The organism is Streptomyces sp. NPDC048338 (assembly GCF_043201055.1).
In the GTDB taxonomy this organism is placed as follows: Bacteria; Actinomycetota; Actinomycetes; order Streptomycetales; family Streptomycetaceae; genus Streptomyces.
Genome location: NZ_JBICYQ010000005.1, coordinates 341,011 through 355,018, shown reverse-complemented (window position 1 = coordinate 355,018; position 14,008 = coordinate 341,011). Strand labels below are relative to the sequence as shown.

The 14,008-nt window shown below is 71.9% G+C and carries 16 protein-coding genes; 15 read left to right on the top strand and 1 reads right to left on the bottom strand.

Features of this window, described 5'->3' with window-relative positions:
• Positions 1 to 111: 111 nt before the first annotated feature.
• A complete protein-coding gene (locus ACGFZF_RS14935; RefSeq protein WP_392582178.1) occupies positions 112 to 1,386 on the top strand; it encodes an MFS transporter in 1,275 nt (424 codons plus the stop codon).
• Positions 1,387 to 1,430: 44 nt separating this feature from the next.
• Here ACGFZF_RS14935 and ACGFZF_RS14930 read toward each other — a convergent pair whose 3' ends face one another.
• Complete coding sequence (locus tag ACGFZF_RS14930) at positions 1,431 to 2,921, bottom strand: Twin-arginine translocation pathway signal (protein WP_392582179.1); 1,491 nt, start codon at positions 2,919 to 2,921, stop codon at positions 1,431 to 1,433.
• A 319-nt stretch (positions 2,922 to 3,240) separates the two neighbouring features.
• On the opposite strand from ACGFZF_RS14930, the gene queC reads away from it, so the two are divergent.
• The 14 genes from queC (at position 3,241) to ACGFZF_RS14860 (ending at position 13,987) form a co-directional block, all read left to right on the top strand.
• Positions 3,241 to 3,948, top strand: a complete 708-nt coding sequence (gene queC / locus ACGFZF_RS14925; protein WP_393554068.1) for a 7-cyano-7-deazaguanine synthase QueC — start codon at positions 3,241 to 3,243, stop codon at positions 3,946 to 3,948.
• Positions 3,945 to 4,646 (top strand): 6-pyruvoyl tetrahydropterin synthase family protein, encoded by a 702-nt coding sequence (locus ACGFZF_RS14920; protein ID WP_392582181.1) that lies wholly within the window; start codon positions 3,945 to 3,947, stop codon positions 4,644 to 4,646. The genes queC and ACGFZF_RS14920 overlap by 4 nt, the downstream gene beginning before the upstream one ends.
• Positions 4,643 to 5,359 (top strand): 7-carboxy-7-deazaguanine synthase QueE, encoded by a 717-nt coding sequence (locus ACGFZF_RS14915; RefSeq protein ID WP_392582182.1) that lies wholly within the window; start codon positions 4,643 to 4,645, stop codon positions 5,357 to 5,359. Before ACGFZF_RS14920 ends, ACGFZF_RS14915 begins: the two co-directional genes overlap by 4 nt.
• Complete coding sequence (locus ACGFZF_RS14910; protein ID WP_393554066.1) at positions 5,349 to 5,798, top strand: DUF6884 domain-containing protein; 450 nt, start codon at positions 5,349 to 5,351, stop codon at positions 5,796 to 5,798. Before ACGFZF_RS14915 ends, ACGFZF_RS14910 begins: the two co-directional genes overlap by 11 nt.
• Complete coding sequence (locus ACGFZF_RS14905) at positions 5,795 to 6,364, top strand: phosphoribosyltransferase (protein ID WP_393554064.1); 570 nt, start codon at positions 5,795 to 5,797, stop codon at positions 6,362 to 6,364. The genes ACGFZF_RS14910 and ACGFZF_RS14905 overlap by 4 nt, the downstream gene beginning before the upstream one ends.
• A 51-nt stretch (positions 6,365 to 6,415) precedes the next feature.
• Positions 6,416 to 7,114, top strand: a complete 699-nt coding sequence (locus tag ACGFZF_RS14900) for a PIG-L deacetylase family protein (protein WP_392582185.1) — start codon at positions 6,416 to 6,418, stop codon at positions 7,112 to 7,114.
• A complete protein-coding gene (locus tag ACGFZF_RS14895) occupies positions 7,114 to 7,818 on the top strand; it encodes a WbqC family protein (RefSeq protein WP_392582186.1) in 705 nt (234 codons plus the stop codon). The genes ACGFZF_RS14900 and ACGFZF_RS14895 overlap by 1 nt, the downstream gene beginning before the upstream one ends.
• A complete protein-coding gene (gene folE / locus ACGFZF_RS14890; protein WP_392582187.1) occupies positions 7,818 to 8,417 on the top strand; it encodes a GTP cyclohydrolase I in 600 nt (199 codons plus the stop codon). Before ACGFZF_RS14895 ends, folE begins: the two co-directional genes overlap by 1 nt.
• Before the next feature lie 134 nt (positions 8,418 to 8,551).
• The gene (locus ACGFZF_RS14885; RefSeq protein ID WP_392582188.1) at positions 8,552 to 9,103 is read left to right on the top strand and encodes a formylglycine-generating enzyme family protein; all 552 of its coding nucleotides are present in this window, start codon (positions 8,552 to 8,554) and stop codon (positions 9,101 to 9,103) included.
• Positions 9,100 to 10,203 (top strand): glycosyltransferase family 4 protein, encoded by a 1,104-nt coding sequence (locus tag ACGFZF_RS14880; protein ID WP_392582189.1) that lies wholly within the window; start codon positions 9,100 to 9,102, stop codon positions 10,201 to 10,203. The genes ACGFZF_RS14885 and ACGFZF_RS14880 overlap by 4 nt, the downstream gene beginning before the upstream one ends.
• A complete protein-coding gene (locus ACGFZF_RS14875; RefSeq protein ID WP_392582190.1) occupies positions 10,200 to 11,003 on the top strand; it encodes a reverse transcriptase domain-containing protein in 804 nt (267 codons plus the stop codon). The genes ACGFZF_RS14880 and ACGFZF_RS14875 overlap by 4 nt, the downstream gene beginning before the upstream one ends.
• Positions 11,004 to 11,019: 16 nt before the next feature.
• On the top strand, positions 11,020 to 12,399 hold the full coding sequence (locus ACGFZF_RS14870; RefSeq protein WP_392582191.1) for a glycosyltransferase family 4 protein: 1,380 nt from the start codon (positions 11,020 to 11,022) through the stop codon (positions 12,397 to 12,399).
• Positions 12,396 to 13,223, top strand: a complete 828-nt coding sequence (locus ACGFZF_RS14865; protein ID WP_392582192.1) for a 5'-3' exonuclease H3TH domain-containing protein — start codon at positions 12,396 to 12,398, stop codon at positions 13,221 to 13,223. The genes ACGFZF_RS14870 and ACGFZF_RS14865 overlap by 4 nt, the downstream gene beginning before the upstream one ends.
• Positions 13,220 to 13,987 (top strand): HAD family hydrolase, encoded by a 768-nt coding sequence (locus ACGFZF_RS14860; protein ID WP_392582193.1) that lies wholly within the window; start codon positions 13,220 to 13,222, stop codon positions 13,985 to 13,987. Before ACGFZF_RS14865 ends, ACGFZF_RS14860 begins: the two co-directional genes overlap by 4 nt.
• Positions 13,988 to 14,008 lie beyond the last annotated feature (21 nt).

Below are 14,008 nucleotides of genomic sequence, written 5' to 3'. Positions count from 1 at the left end.
TCCCGGTCAAGCACCCGTCACCTGCACCACCCAGGAGCGCCGACTCACCCCGGAGGTGCCCCGTTGTCCCTCCGTCCCTGCCCACCTTCTCTGTCTCCCGGAGTCCCTTCTGTGACAGCGGCACCCGAGATCCACTGCAGACCGCCGCTCGTCGGCCGCGCCCAGGACGTAAGGCGGTCGCTCGCCCTGCTGTTCGCGGGCGAGGGCATCCGCTACGCGGGGACCTCCGTGCACGCCGTGGCCCTGCCTGCTCTCGCCGTCCTCTACCTCCACGCAGACCCGGGACAGGTCGCCCTCCTGGCCTGCGCCGCGAAGCTCCCCGCGCTGGTGGTCACGCTGCCCGCGGGCGTGGTCCTGGACCGCTTCCCGCTGCGCACCATCCTGATCTCCACGGACCTGACTGCGGCGGCCCTGGTGAGCGCGATCCCTCTCGTCGCCGTCCTCGACCGGCTGTCGATGCCTCTCCTCTATGCGGTCGCCCTTGCCCTGGGCGCCGTATCGACCCTGCACACGGCCGCGTCGATGGCGGCCGTCCCCATGCTGGCCGCCGGACAGCTGCACCGGGCGAACTCGCGTTTCACCGCCGTGCTCACCATCGCCGGCACCAGCGGGACCGCTCTGGGCGCCCTGCTCGTCGCAACGATCGGGGCTGCCCGAGCCTTCGCCGCCGACACCCTGTCGTATCTCGTCTCCGCCTGGTGCGCGACCAGGATCCGCGCCCTGCCCACCCCCGACGGCGCCCGGACCAAGCGGCAGCCTGTGATCCGCGAGATCCACGAGGGCATCACCCACTGCGCGAACGATCGGGTACTGCGCCCCCTGTTCCTGGCTTTGGCCATCACCGGAGTAGGGGACGGGTTGACCGCGACCCTCCTGCCCTACCACCTCCTGACCACCGTGCAGGTGGGGGCCACGGGCCTCAGCGTGATCATGGGGGCCGGCAGCCTCGGGGGACTCACCGGGGCCATCGCCGGTCGTCGGCTCGTCCACCGATACGGGACCGGCCGGGTCCTCCTTTGCGCCTGGCCTGGCTACGCTCTGATGCCCGTCCTCCCGCTGCTCGCCCAGCCCGGCCCGGGCTGGCTCGCGATCCTCGCCATCAGCGGATTCCTGCAGTGGGCAGCAGCCACCTGCATCGGCACGACCCAGCGGTCCGTCCAGCAGCAGACCAGCCCTGTGCGGCTCCGCTCTCGCGTCCAGCAAACCAGCCTGTGGCTGACGACCGGAATCATGCCGCTCACCGCGCTCGCCGCAGGCGCCCTCACCACCCTCATCAGCATCCGCACCGTGATGGCCATCGGCGTGATCGTCCTCCTGCTCCCCTTGGGGATGCTGTGGCGCTCCCCCGTCCGGCGCCTACCGGCCATGGACGAGGGAGCCCAGTGAAGGGCCGCCCCCTCCGAAAGTGGAGGGCTGTGCTTGTCGGACGTCTACGCGGCAGTGCCGTCAGTGCGGATCGGCGCCGGCAGAACGCGCAGACGCTCGACCAGCTCGGCGCCAGCACCGGTCGCTGCCCGGTCGAGAAGCCGGGCAAGGCGGGCAAGACGAGCGCGTGCCGTAGCACGGAGCCGCGCGGGCGGGATGAGATCCAGGACGCCCAGCGCACGGTCGGCGGCCTGACCGGGGGTGTCACGGGCCTCGGCGAGAGCGAGCACGAGGGTAGCCGCCACCCATCCCGGGGTGTGCTCAGGAGCTGCCGCGATGGAGGTGCGGGCGACTTCGGCGGCGCGGTCGTAGCGCTCCAGCGTCAGGTGGGCCTCGGCGACGTGAAGGCGGTGCTCGGCGCGGTCGTATCCGAAGCGTCCAGCCAGTTCGACAGCGGACTGCATGATCTCGTCGCTCTCGTAGACGACCTCGTCCGCCCGGGAGGCGTGCCCGAGGGCGGCGAGTGTCGGCAGAAGGGCCCAGCCCAGAAGCTGGGCGCGGCGCAGACCAGCGGGGGCGTGCTCGAGTCCGTGTTCGGCGTGCCCGCGGGCATGGTCCCAGTCCTGGCGGGCGGTCGCGACCATCGCCAGGGCGCCGCTGGACCAGGCGGTGAGGGCGGCTTCTCCGCTGGACTCGCCGATGGCTCCGGCCAGGGTCAGATGGGCGCGTGCTCCTGCACGGTCGTCCAGGTGGAAGGCCAGGTTCCCGAGGAGCGCCGAGAGCCAGCCCACCTGTCGGCGCAGGTCTCGGGCGGTGTCGCGGTCGGCGGCGGGCACCACGGTGGAGAGCAGGTTGCGGGTCGCACGGACCTCGTCGTGGAGCATGGCCGGCGGGTGCTTGCTGTAGTTGAGGGCGTAGTGCTCCACTGCCGCCTCGGCGAGTGCGACGAGCGACGGCGAGCCCTCGGGCGCATCCAGGACGGCCCACTGCACGGATTCACGGATGGCGGGCAGCCCGCTCGCGGTCGTCATGGATGCCTTTCGGTCGATGCCCTGTTCCTCGCGTTGCCGCCGACCGTAGTCGACGGGCAGCGGAGCCGCGCATGTACGGCACCACAGGTGGTTCGTGGCGAGTCCGAGTTGCTCCGGGTCTGCCCCGTACGCCCGGCAGATCATGATCCTGTACTCGTCGCCGGGCTGAGCCTGCCCATGCTCGTACCGGCACAGCAGCGCCTGCGACAGGGCCGGCGGCAGCAGGCCGTCCGCCAGGTAGACCTGGGCGACCTCGCGGATCGCCTGCGCTCGGGACCATCCCAGAGCCAGGCGCCACGCCTCCAACGCCGTCAGCTCGGGAAGCGCCGCCCGGAGCACGGTGACGGTCCGCTCCTGGCTGCTGCCGTCCCGCTGACACTGAGCCCGCAGCCGGGTCGCCTCACGCTGGATCTCCGCACGACGCGCTCGCGTAACTTTCGCCACCGTCCGCCCTTCGGTCGCTCCGCCGCACTCCTCGGCCGTCCGGCTTCCGATGGAATCGGAGCCGTCATTGACCGCCGCCATCAATGTTCCTACAGCGCACTGGCAATGACTGCTCGTCAGCACAAGGCGCATCGTGGAATCTCTCGCGGAGCCGTAGCCGACCGACGTGAGACTCCACACCAGCGCTCCCGGTTCCTGAACAGCGTGCAGCCCACCCACGCCGTGCTTCCTGCTCGTTCCCGCGCTCCTCCTGACCCGTTTCGGGCCGACTGTCACTAGGCGGCGGCAGAAGTAGTCCGACCTCGCTCGCATGGCTGGCGGGTTCCTCCCCGCCAGCAGACCCAGGTCCACAAACCCACTGCCCCGGACATGGTTCGGGGGACCTCGGAAGGAAACACCCATGCCTCGAACTGCCGCACCGCGTCACGCGGTGCTCATCTTCTCCGGCGGCCTGGACAGCGCTGTCACGGCCTACAAGCTCCTCGACGAGGGCGTCTCCGTGAGCTTGCTGTCGTTCGCCTACGGACAGCGCCACGTCAAGGAACTGGCCCACGCCGCGAACCTGGCCGACCAGATCGGGGTGTCCCACGACATCGTCGACCTGACGTCGCTCGGCCGGCTCCTGGGCGGGTCTGCCCTGACCGACCCGGCCATCGACGTGCCGCACGGCCACTACCGCGCCGAGACCATGCGCAGCACGGTCGTACCGAACCGGAACGCGATCATGCTGGAGATCGCGGCCGGCGCCGCGGTCGCGGCCGGGGCGGACGCTGTGGCGTTCGGCGCCCACTCCGGCGACCACGCGATCTACCCGGACTGCCGACCGGAGTTCTTCAACCTCATCGAGGCGTCCATGAAGGCCGGCAACGAGGGCCATATCGCCCCCGATTTCCAGCTCCTCGCCCCCTTCCTGCAGCTCACCAAGACCGACATCGTGCGCGAGGGCTCCCGATTGGGCGTGCCGTTCGAACTGACCTGGTCCTGCTACAAGGGCGGCGAAGTGCACTGCAGAGCCTGCGGGACCTGCGTGGAGCGCCGCGAGGCGTTCGACGAGGCCGGGGTGGCCGACCCCACCGTCTACGCGGTGCCGAAGGGCACCGTCCGATGAGCCAGACCCAGCCCCTCTTCCGGATCGGGAAGACCTTCCGCTTCGAGGCCACCCGACGGCTCGACGGCAACACCTACGACGGACACTCGTTCACCGCGGAAGCCGTGCTGTCCTCCGGAGTGCTCAGCCCGGAGGGATTCGTGGCCGACTTCGGTGACTTGGCTCCGCTCAAGCAGTACATCGACGGCGCGCTGGACCACCAGGTCCTCAATGACCGCGTGACGGAGGTCTCCAACGAAGGGATCGCCAAGCACCTGCTCGACTGGGCCCGTCATCACCTGCCGACCAAGGTCGCTTCCGTGCTGGAGGAGGTCCGGGTCCGGACGGGGAGGCCGCAGTCTCTCCCCTCGGCCGCCTTCGCCACCTTCGAAGCGTCGCACCAGCTGCACGGGCTGCGCGCCGGACATCCGTGCGGACGTCTGCACGGCCACTCCTACGTGCTCAGCGTGCCCGTCTCCGCCATCCCCCGGCTCGGGGACGTCCCCGTGCTCCTGCGGAACCACCTGCGCAGCGCCGTACACGGAAGGGTGCTGAACGACGTGATCCCCGGGCTGAATCCGACCTCGGAGAACCTCGCCCTGCACTTCTCGCAGTGGCTGGCGGACCGAGCCATGGGAGGTACCGGCTGGGGCGGGACGTGCGTGCGTGTCTCGGAGACGGAGACGAGCTGGGCGGAGTACGCGGGAGGCACGGCGTGAGCACACTGCAGCACACCGGCTTACGCATCCGGGTCTCGGAGAAGTTCGGCGGCACGGTCCAGGGCGAGGGCCCGAGCACCGGGGTGCCCGCCTGCTTCCTCCGCCTCGCGCTGTGCAACCTCGTCTGCTCGCCGTGCGACACCCCCTACACCTGGGACAAGACGCGGTACGACCTGCGCAAGGAGTCCCACTACGAGAGCGTCGACGAACTCCTTGTGTGGGTCCTGGACCAGCCCGAGGACCTGGTGGTCATCACCGGCGGCGAGCCGCTGATCCAGATGACCGGTCTGACTGAGCTGGTCAGGGAATTGCGGGCCGTCGGCCGGATGGTGGAGATCGAGACGAACGGCACCATCGCTCCTGGCGAGGCCCTGGTCGCGGCCGGCCCGTACTTCAACGTCTCCCCGAAGCTGTCCCGGTTCGGGGCGGGCATGGTGGAGTCGCGGCGGCTCCGCCCCGACGTGCTGCGGGCTTTCGCGGCCACCGGCCGGGCCCGCTTCAAGTTCGTCGTCTCCGACCCGGCCGAGCTGGCGGAAATCGCCGCGCTGGAGGCGGCCTACGCGCTGACCGACATCTCGGTGATGCCGGAGGGCACCGACCCCGAGGTGATCCTCGCCGGGATGCGCACGCTGGAGGCCGCGGTGCGCGAGCGGGGCTATCGGCTCGGCACCCGCCTGCATGTGCTGTTGTGGGGTGACGAGCGTGGCCGCTGAACACGCTGGCCCGGGCGGGCTGGTGGTCGTGGCGTGCTGCAAGGAGAAGCGGGTGACCACCGGCCCGGTCCCCGCGCTCGACCTGTACGAGGGGTGGGTCGTCCCGCTCATCCGCGACAGGGTCTCCGGGCGCAGCGGGCTGCGCAGCCGGGTCCTGGTGCTGTCCGCCTTGTACGGGCTGGTCACCGCCGACGCACTGGTCTCCACGTACGAGCAGCCCATGACTGAGGAGCGGGCACGGGTCCTGGCCGGGACGGCGCCCGCGGTCTTGCGCGGGCATCTGGCCTGCTTTCCCTCCTCCGAGGCCCTGCTGCTGATGGAGCCCCCGTACGCCCATGTGCTGGGTCCGGTCCCGGTGGCCAGGACACGCCTGATCACCGATCCGATGGAACGCCACGCAGAGATCCACGCCGTCCTCGACTCCTGGAGCTGGCCGTGACCACCCGCATCTTCGAGAACCGTCGCGTCTGGCAGCTCACCCCGGACGAGTTCCTCGCCGCGGCGTGCCTGATCGCGGACCAGGAGGCCGAGCGCCGGCCGTCGGCCGTCCTGGGCATCGCCCGCGGCGGCATCCGCCTGGCCGAGACCGTAGGCGGCAAGCTCGGTGTTCCGGCCGTTATCGTCCGTGCCCGCCACAACGCGCCCGAGGGCATCCAGCAGGCCGCCACCGGCCTGATCCTCCTCGACGACGAACACAACCGGGACGCCCTCGCCGCGCTGCCGGCCTCGGCCCGGTTGCTGGTCGTCGACGACATCTGCGGCTCGGGGGCGACCCTGCGCGCGGTCGCGGACGTGCTCACCGCCACGGTGGGCCCGGCCGAGATCCGCACAGCCGTGCTCTGCCGCAACGAGGGCTGTGACTACCCGCTCGACAGCTGGGGCTGGGACGTCGCCGACTGGGTCCACTTCCCGTGGGAGTCCGAGCCGGAGCACGGCCGCATCGAAACCCTGCCCGCGCTCACCGGTCTCCGGAGCCGCCCCATGCCGCCGGGGTCCCGTGCCTGAGCGGCACTGCCCATACCCGTCCCCCTTCCACGGATCAAGAGGAGGCAGGCCATGTTCGGCCTGAACCCCGGCGACCGCGTTCTGGCCGTCGCCCCGCACCCCGACGACGAAACCCTCGGCGCCGGCGGCACCATCGCCCGCCTCACCACCGCCGGAATCACCGTGCACGTCCTGGCCGTGGCGTGCCTGACGCAGCCCCGGTGGGGCACCCCCACCGACAGCCGGCTGCGGCAGGACGAGTTCAACGCGGCCTGCGACGTCCTCGGCGTCACCGGTCGCCGCATCGTCTTCAGCGACGCCGCCCCGGCCCGCGACCTCGCCGGCCACGTCGCGGAACTGGTCCGCCTCATCGAGGCCGGTCCGGACCTGTCGCTGGCCGCGCTGGAGCCGGCCGCGCTCCTCATCCCGGCCGCAGGAGCCGTCCACCAGGACCACCAGGTCGTCCACCAGGCCGCCTACGCCGCAGCGCGGCCCAGCGGGGCGTTGCGTCACTGGCCCCGGATGGTTCTCGGCTTCCACGGCCCCGAGGACCACGCCTGGAGCCGGGAGGGCGCTCGCCCCACCGTGTGGGTCGACGTCACCGCCACAGCGGCGGTGAAGGACAAGGCCCTGGAGTGCTACGCCCGCGAGCTGCGCGAGGGCGACCATCCGCGGTCCCTGGAGCGGATCCGGGCCATTGACTCCGCGACCGGCGCGGCGTGCGGGGTCGAGCGGGCGGAGGCGTTCGTGGCCTACCGGATGGCGTGCTGATGGGCGGCGTCCTGGTGGCCCACCAGCCGGCCTACCTGCCGTGGCCCGGGTACTTCTCGCGGCTGGCCGACGCGGACGAGCTGGTCCTGCTGGACCATGTGCAGTTCAGCGAACGAGGCTGGCAGAACCGCAACTACATCCGTGGTGCCGCGGGCCCGGTCAGGATCACCGTGCCGGTGCGCCGCCGCTTCGGACAGAGCATCGCCGACACCCGCATCGCCGACACCCCGTGGGCCGGGCGGCACTGGCGCAGCCTCACCCAGACGTATGGGCGCGCCCCGCACTGGCCCGAGCACCGTGAGGCTCTCGAAGCCGTCTACCGGACGCCTTGGACCCACCTGGCGCACCTGAACGAGGCGCTGCTGCGGCTACTGCTCGACGCATTCGGCCTGCCCGTGGCGATGGCCCGCACCAGCGATCGGCCCCCGGCCGGGCGGCAGACCGACATGCTCGTCGGCCTGTGCCGCCAGCGGGGGGCGACGCGCCTGCGGGTGGGGACCGGCGCGCTGCACTACCTCGACCACGGTCTGCTGGCCGAGCACGCCATCACGGTCGAGGTCGCCACCTACTCCCATCCCTCCTACGGCAGCGCGCCGGGCTGGCGGCCGGGCCTGAGCGCCCTGGACCTGCTGCTGCACGAGGGCCCGCACGCCGCTTCCATCCTCCGTGCCGGTGCACGGACCGAGACGAAGGTCAGCGCCTGATGACGAGCCTGGACAACCCCATACCGCGGCCGCGGGTGGATCACGAGCGGGTCGCCGACCTGTGCCGGCAACTCCTGGAAGCGGTGGGGGAAGACCCGCAGCGCGAGGGGCTGCAGGGCACCCCGCAGCGGTTCGCCCGCTGGTGGACGGAGTTCCTCGACCACGACCCCGGCCGCATGGACACCGTCTTCGAGGAGGATCTGCCCGCCGGAACCGACCGCGTCGTCATCGTGCGGGGCGTCGTCGCCTGGAGCCTCTGCGAGCATCATCTGATGCCCATGAGGCTGGAGTTGACGATCGGCTACCGGCCCTGCGGCAGCGTGCTCGGCCTGTCGAAGTTCGCCCGGATTGTCGCCGCCCATGCGCACCGTCTCCAGCTGCAGGAGCGGATCGTCGACGGCGTCGCCGCGGACGTGGCCAAGGCGACCGGATCGGCCGACGTCGGGGTGGTCGCCGACGGCGCGCACCTGTGCATGAGCATGCGGGGCGTCCGTCAGGACCAGGCCCGCACCCTGAGCCACAACCTCAGCGGCGCCTTCGCCGACGGTGGCGCTCTCGGCAGCCAGCTGCTCGCGGCGGCCGGGGTCGGGCCGAGGTGAGGGGGCGAGCGCCCGGACAGGGCCGTCTTTCGCCGGAGGCAAGCCCGCGTGTGCTGGTGAGCGGACCGGTTCTTCCTCCGGGGAACGTACCTGCTGCCCGGGACGCCTCCACGGTAGCGGCTGGTGTCGATCCGGTGGAGTGGATCCGCATATCCGGCGGCCGAGTTCCGGCCGGGGAGTGGCACCCGGCCCAGGAGGTGGCCACGCTGTGGTGGGCGGCCACGCCCCTGGCGATCGCCGGGATCCCGGTCACCGGCCTGACGCTGCCCCACGCCGCCCAGCTCGCCCACCATCTCGACGCCAGGGTCCCGACGTCCGCCGAATGGGAGTGGATGGCCTCCGGCGCGGTCCGCCGCTTCCCCTGGGGCGACGACGCCCCGAGCCGAGGCCACGCCACCTTGCGTGGCCTCGGCCCCGGCCACCCCACACCGGTCCGAACCCATCCGGCCGGCCGGACTCCGGACGGTCTGTGGGACGTCGGCGGCAACATCTGGGAGTGGACGACTGCCCCCTGGCGCCGCGACCGCGTGGCCCTGCTCCGCGGCGGCTCCTACCAGTCCCTCGCCCAGTACGCCGAGTGCGCCCACGCCAACGACGTCCGGCCCGGCATCACCTCCCCCGGCATCGGGCTGCGGCCCGTCCGAGACACCGTCCCCACCCCGCCGACCCATGGAGACACCCCGTGAACGTCGCCTTCGTCCTGCTCACCCACAACCCCGACGAGCCTGCCGGGATCGAGCGCAGCATCGCCGCCCTCACCGCCGGCCTGCGCGAACTGGGCCACCGCGCCCTGATCATCGCCGCCGGACCGGCCACCGCCGCCGACGGCGAGGACCTGCTCCGCCTGAACAGCCTGACCCTGCCCCGCCCCGCGCTGGAGGAGAACCTCACCGCCCTCCTGGCCGACCCCACTCCCGTGGAGAGCGAGGTCCGCGGGCTTCTGGCCGGCCACGCGGTGGACCTGGTGTGTTGGGTGGACGCGGTGTGGGGGCTGGGCTACCTCAGCCCGGCCCCGGCCGGGACGGCCACCGCGCTGATGGTGCACGTCCCGCGCACTGACGCCCCCCTCTACCGCAGCCTGGAACACCGGCCGGGCCGGGTCCTGACGGTCAGCGCCTTCATGGTCGAGGAACTGGCCCGCGAAGGTGTGGACTCCAGTACCTGGGCCGTCGTCCCCAACGCCCTCATGCACACGCTCACTCCGCCGGCGCCGGCTAAGCGGGAGGCGCTGCGCGAGTACGGGCCGGTGCGGATCGTGGCCCGAGCCGAGCCGCACAAGGGCATCGCCGAACTGCTCAAGGCGTACCCGTCCGGGCTGGGCAGGCCGGTGCAGATCGTGCTGGCCGAGGCCGGATTCGAGTATTGGCCGGGCATGCAGAACGACGTCGTCATCGAGTGCCGGGGCCTGGCCGCCGGCCTGCCTGGAGTGGAGATCCTTCCGGCCATGCCCTGGCAGGAGGTTCCGGGATTCCTCGCGGGAGCCGCCGTCACCATCGTCTCCTCCACCAGCCCGGAGACGTTCGGGAACGTCGCCGCGGAGGCCCTCTCGGTGGGAACGCCGGTGGTCGGCTACGGGCTGGGGCACCTGCCGGCCCTCACCGGGCCCGCCGGACGGATGACCCCGCTGGAGAGCGGGCCCGAGGTTCTGTGGGAGGCCGTCATGGGTCTGCTGGACGACCCTGCGGCCTACCGCGTGACCTCCGCCGCCGGGCCGCGCCAGGTCTCCGCCCACACCCCGGCGGCCGTCGCTCAGGCATTCCTGGACGCCACCGGCCCGGCCAGGTGAGCGGGCGTACGGCGGCGCACTCGCTGATGCGGCAGGCCGTCAGCGAGCGTGGGCTGAAGCGGGCCGCCCGCCAGTGCATGGGGCGCACCGGCTCCCCCGGTGCCGACGGCATGACCTGGAAGACCTTCCGCCAGGGCATGCCCGCCCGCATCGCAGCCTTGTCCTCCGCCCTGGCCGACGGCTCGTGGCGGCCGGGCCCGCTGCGCATCGAGGAGTTCGACGCCTGGGGCAAGCGGCACACCGTCACCATCCCCACGGTCGCCGACCGGATCGTCCACCGGGCGCTGCGCAACGCGATCGAGCCCATCCTGGAGCGGGACGCCTACCCGCCCTGGATGTTCGGCTGGCACCGGCGAGCCGGTCGGCCCCTCGCGGTCGCCGCCGCCGCACGCCACCTGCATGCGGGGCTGCCCTGGGTCGCCGACATCGACGTCGCCGCCGCCAGCCGCGGCGTCGTCCTGGAGGACGCGGTCACCTCCGTCGCCCGCTTCGTCCACGACGGCCATGTGCTCGCCCTCCTGCGCCGCATCCTGGCCGCGCTGCCCGACCCGCTCGCGCCGGGCAGCGGTCTGAGCCCGATGCTGACCAACCTCCGGATGACCCCCGTCGACCAGCAGCTGGGCGGATGGACGGCCGTGCGGATGACGGACAACTACACCCTGTTCGCCGCCACCGAACCCGAGGCGGAAGCCGCCTACCGGCATCTGGCCGACCTGCTCACCGCCCACGGAATGAAGCCTGCACCGGCGAAGTCGAAGATCTGGCGCCCGAACCCGGAAGACCTCTACGCCGCCGGCTGACCCGAAGGAGTCCTCGTTGTCCACGACCAACGCGTTGCTGTACTGCGCCGTGAACGGCATCGCCAACAACACCAACGGCATCGGCCGCCAGACCAAGACCTTCCTGGCCACCCTCGCCCGCCACAACCACCGCCTGAGGGCGCACGCCGGCGCCTTCACCCCGTACCTCGCCGTCCCCGAGCCGACCCCGGCCACCTGGGGCTACAACGAGGAAGATCTCCTCTACGCCCGCCGCGTCGTCGAAGCGCTCGGCGGCAAGGTGATCATCTTGCCCTACGACACCCGCCGCCCCTTTTGGCAGCCGGACGCCTGGCGGGAGCTGTCCGTCGAAGCCGCCCGCGTCGCCGGACACCTCGCCGGCCGGCACGCCAAGGTGCTGGCCATCGGCGTCGACACCCCCTTCGCCGGACTCGCCCACCACGCCGGCGCTCACCCGGCCGTGGAAGTCCTGCTGGCCTTGTTCTCCACCGCCCGCATCACCGAACGCCCCCGCCCCGATCCCGACCGCATCGCGTGGGAGGAGGAGGCCATCGCCGCCGCCAACCTCCGCCCCCGCGCATGGGTCGCCGACATCGGCGACTTCCTCACCCGCCACCTTCAGGACCACTACGGCCTCGACCCGGCCAGTCTCCGGTCTTGGCCGTCCGGGCTCCACCTCACCTCCTCCGACCTCACCCCACCGACCAAGACCGAAGCCGAACGCATCGTGCGCGCCCTCGGAATCCCCGCTGGCCGGCCCGTGGTCGCCGCAGTCGGCCGCACCGACCACACCAAGGGCCTCGACGTCCTCATCGAGGAACTCGCCCCGATGCGGGACGACGTCCACCTGGCGATGGTCGCCGTCCCGACCGATGACGAGCGCGCTGCCCTGCTGGACCACTACCGTCACCGCAGCGCCGAGCTCGGGCTCAGCGCCACCATCGTCGGCCGCTACGACCGGGACATCCCCCGCGCGCTGGCCGCCTGGCCCGACACCATCGCCATGGCGGTCCCCAGCCGCGGTGAGACCCTGGCCAACATCGTCTTCGAGACCGCCCTGTGGGCCCAGCACGCCGGCGCCGTGGTCCTGGCCCCGAACATCGACGGCTTCCCCGAACAGATCACCGACGGCCGCAACGGCCTGCTCTACGACCCCGCACCCGGAGCCCTGACTGCTGGCCTGCGCCGGGCGCTCGCCCTGACCAGCGACGAACGCCTCCGGCTCCGCACTGCGGCGCACCGCAGGGTCGTCGCCGAACGTAACGCCGCCGAACACCTCGCCACCCTGCTGGCCACGTTCTGGCAGCCCCGAACCACCCCCGTGGCTAGACTCCATGGTCATCCGGCAACGGATGCCCGTACGCCGCGGTCACAGGCACCCACCAGCACGCACCACCCCCTGGAGGCCACGCCATGACCGCATCCCTGCTGCTCGTCGACGGCCACTACCTCCTCCACCGCGCCTGGTACGGGTTCGCCGCCCGCATCACGAGCCGCGACAAGGCTTCCGACCGCACCGGCGTCTTCGGCTTCACCGCGCTCCTGCGTAAGGCACAGGTACAGCACGCCGACGGGTTCGAGATCTTCGTGGTCTTCGACTCCGAGAACGGCTCGGAGGCCCGCGCCGGACAGGACAGCGACTACAAGGCCCAGCGGCCCGCACCCGAACCCGGCCTGATCGAGTCCCTCGCCCTGGTCAAGCGCGCCCTCGACCACACGGGCGTCCGGTGGATCGAGCAGGACGGCTGCGAGGCGGACGACGTCATCGCCACCCTGGCCACGAGCGCCCGCGCCGAAGGCCGCGCGGTCGACATCATGACCACCGACAAGGACTACCTGCAGCTGCTGGCTGACCCCAGCGTGCGCCTGCTGAACACCGGCTTCGCCATGGAGCGCCGCTACACCGCGGGCGAGCACATCCTCCCCCGCTACGGCGTCCTAGCCGAGCAGTGGCCGGACTTCCGCGCCCTGATGGGCGACCCCGCCGACAACATCGGCGGCGTTCGAGGCATCGGCGCCAAGACCGCCGCCCGGCTCTTGGCCGACGGCCGCCGGCTGGAGAACATCCCCGCCGACGAACTGCGCCCGGCCTGGACGGCGCAGTGGCAGCAGGTCCTGTGCTGGCGCGAGATGATCAAGCTCGACACCAAGACCGACCTCCCCGACGACCTCCTCACCGCCACCCCCACTGCGCCGCTGCCCACGGCTGCGCACGTCCTGGAAGCGCTGGACCTGTGGTGACGGCCAAGGTTGCGATATGGGACTTCGACGGGACGCTCGGCCATCGCCGCCGCGGAACCTGGGCCGAGTGCCTCCTCGAAGTCCTGGACATCCAGCAGCCCGGGCACGGCTGGACGTTCCCCGAAATGTTCGAGGCGCTCGCCACCGGCTTCCCCTGGCACGCCGCGCACGCCCCCCACGCCCACCTGAACGACCCCAACGCCTGGTGGGACCACATCACCGCCGTCATCACCACGGCGCTCACCCGCCTCGGCATCGATCGCCCGCAGGCCGCGGCGGAGGCCACCCGCGCCGCCTACACCGACTCAGCCGCCTGGAGCCTCTACCCGCAGGCCCTACGCGTCCTCGAGCGGCTCACCGCTCACGGATGGCAGCACGCGCTCCTCTCCAACCACGTCCCCGAACTCCCCGCGATCCTGTCCGCGCTCGGCATCGACCACCAGTTCCGGGCGGTGATCAACTCGGCCGCGAGCGGCTACGAGAAACCTCACCCCCATGCATTCCACCTCGCCAAGGAAGCCGTCGGCGTCGCACACCGCCTCGTCATGATCGGCGACAACCCCCAGGCGGATGCCGCCGGAGCCCGACGCGCCGGCATCGACGCCATCTGGGTCCGCCGCAACCAGCGCACCGACACACCCGGCCTCGAAGCAGCCGCCGACATCCTCCTGACGCTCAGCCCCGTCTCGAACCGGCGCCACCCGGCCCTGCACGAGGTTCCCCCGCTGGAGACAACTGCCCCCGGAGTCCTGCCAATCCGGTAACCTCACCGACGTCCGCACCGC

What these genes read in the sequence shown, in the direction of transcription:
- ACGFZF_RS14930 (WP_392582179.1), bottom strand. Translation starts at nt 2,921, where the DNA reads ATGGCGGCGGTCAATGACGGCTCCGATTCCATCGGAAGCCGGACGGCC.
- queC (WP_393554068.1), top strand. Translation starts at nt 3,241, where the DNA reads ATGCCTCGAACTGCCGCACCGCGTCACGCGGTGCTCATCTTCTCCGGC.
- ACGFZF_RS14920 (WP_392582181.1), top strand. Translation starts at nt 3,945, where the DNA reads ATGAGCCAGACCCAGCCCCTCTTCCGGATCGGGAAGACCTTCCGCTTC.
- ACGFZF_RS14900 (WP_392582185.1), top strand. Translation starts at nt 6,416, where the DNA reads ATGTTCGGCCTGAACCCCGGCGACCGCGTTCTGGCCGTCGCCCCGCAC.
- ACGFZF_RS14895 (WP_392582186.1), top strand. Translation starts at nt 7,114, where the DNA reads ATGGGCGGCGTCCTGGTGGCCCACCAGCCGGCCTACCTGCCGTGGCCC.
- folE (WP_392582187.1), top strand. Translation starts at nt 7,818, where the DNA reads ATGACGAGCCTGGACAACCCCATACCGCGGCCGCGGGTGGATCACGAG.
- ACGFZF_RS14865 (WP_392582192.1), top strand. Translation starts at nt 12,396, where the DNA reads ATGACCGCATCCCTGCTGCTCGTCGACGGCCACTACCTCCTCCACCGC.